The following is a 1705-nucleotide window of genomic DNA, read 5'->3' on the forward strand; positions in this document are numbered from 1 at the left end:
CATTCTGACCGGAAAATGACCACCTCAGCTGGGCGCGCCGCAGCGAACCCGGACTGGTATCGCCGGTCCGGGCCTGGTCGGCGTGATCGAGATCAGGTCGTGGGGGTAAGGGAAACGGTGAAACCGAGCGCTCGGAGCTGCCGGACATGACCGCGGGTCTTCTTATCCCGGTCGATCCTGATGTGGTAGTCCGCCCCCAGGTCTTGGTAGCGGGCGGCTGGATCGGCCAGCAGATGCCAGATGATGACCAGGATCGAACGGGCCACGGCCACCATGGCCTTGAGCTTGCCACGGCGTTTGACGATCCGCCGGTAACGTTCACCAAGGAAGGTGTCGGTCTTGGCCGCCACCGCCGCAGCTGTTCCCAATACGCCCTTCAGGTAGGGATTACCCTTTCCGGTCATCCCTCCCCGGCTCTTGGACCCCGACTGAACGGTGCGGGGAGACAGTCTGGCCCAGGAGGTCAGGTGGCCGGCGGTGGCGAAGCGGGTCATGTCCAGCCCGATCTCGGCGATGACGACCTGAGCGATCTCCGGGCTGATACCGGGGATCTCGTCAAGACGTTCCACCGCGCTCGCGGACTGCCGGACGGCTGCCGGGACCCCGATATCCCCGCCCGGTCCGTGATCGTCATGGCCATCTGCCGCCTGCGCGGCGGGCAGTTGCTCAAGCAGCGCCTGGATCCGATCGGTGAGCGTGAGGATCGAGGCTTGCAGGCCATCGATCTGCGCCAGCAGCATCGCGGCGAGTTCGGCGTGGTGATCGTCGAACCGGCCGGTCAATGCCTCCACCAGCGCGGGGATCTTGACACGCATCCTGCCCCGGGCCAGCTCCGCCAGCACCCTCGGGTTGCGCTCGCCGGCGATCAGCGCCTCGATCATGTCCCGTGCCGAGGCGGTCGTCAGCGTGCTGGCCACCGAGGACATCTTGATCAGCGAGTCCTCCAGCAGTTTCTCCATCCGCTGCCAGTGCCGGGTCCTTTCCTGGATCAGATCGGCCCGCATGCGGGTGTAGTCCCGCAGCGTCCGGATCTCCCGCGGCGGGACGAACGAGGGCCGCAGCAGGCCTTTCTCTGTCAGCTTGGCCAGCCAGACCGCATCCAGCTTGTCGGTTTTCGACCGGCCGGGCAGGTTCTTCACGTCCCTGGCATTGACCAGCTGCACCTGCAGGCCACGCGCTTCCAGCACGTAGTACCAGATCCGCCAGTAGTCGCCGGTCGATTCGACGGTGACCTTCTCGATCCCCTGGCACACCAGGTGATCGCCCAGCTCGGTGACCGCGTTCACGGTGGCGTCCACGTCCCACACCCTGGTCAGCCGCCGACCGGCCTGGTGCTCGCGCGGAACCCGGGTGCATACCGTGCCGGAGGCTTTGGCCACATCGATCGCGGCCACCCGGTCAAGGAGTTGCTCATGCTCCTCGTCCGGAACCTCCTGGGGTTCTCGCATCACCACAGGTGATCGCTCTCCTGTCCAAGATCTGGGGGGTGGACGGCGGGCTGCCCGGGGGCCTCGGTCGGGAACCGAACATTCTGACCGGCGTGCTCGAAGCAACAGTGCGTGACCCATCAAGGTCGGGCCCCGGCGCCAGACTGTTAGACGAGCTCATCCGGCCCAGAATGTATGTCCGGCGTCGGCGGGCAACCCGCCCCAATTTTCACGCCGGTGTGGCGTCACCGGAAGGGACAGGGGGACTGTTAGGCGCT

General features: G+C 66.2%; 1 protein-coding gene. It reads right to left on the bottom strand.

Annotation, left to right across the window (positions count from 1 at the left end; translation table 11 throughout):
• Positions 1-92 precede the first annotated feature (92 nt).
• On the bottom strand, positions 93-1448 hold the full coding sequence (locus Aph01nite_RS40860; RefSeq protein WP_239162358.1) for an IS110 family RNA-guided transposase: 1356 nt from the start codon (positions 1446-1448) through the stop codon (positions 93-95).
• Positions 1449-1705: the final 257 nt, after the last annotated feature.

Source organism: Acrocarpospora phusangensis (genome assembly GCF_016862995.1).
In the GTDB taxonomy this organism is placed as follows: Bacteria; Actinomycetota; Actinomycetes; order Streptosporangiales; family Streptosporangiaceae; genus Acrocarpospora; species Acrocarpospora phusangensis.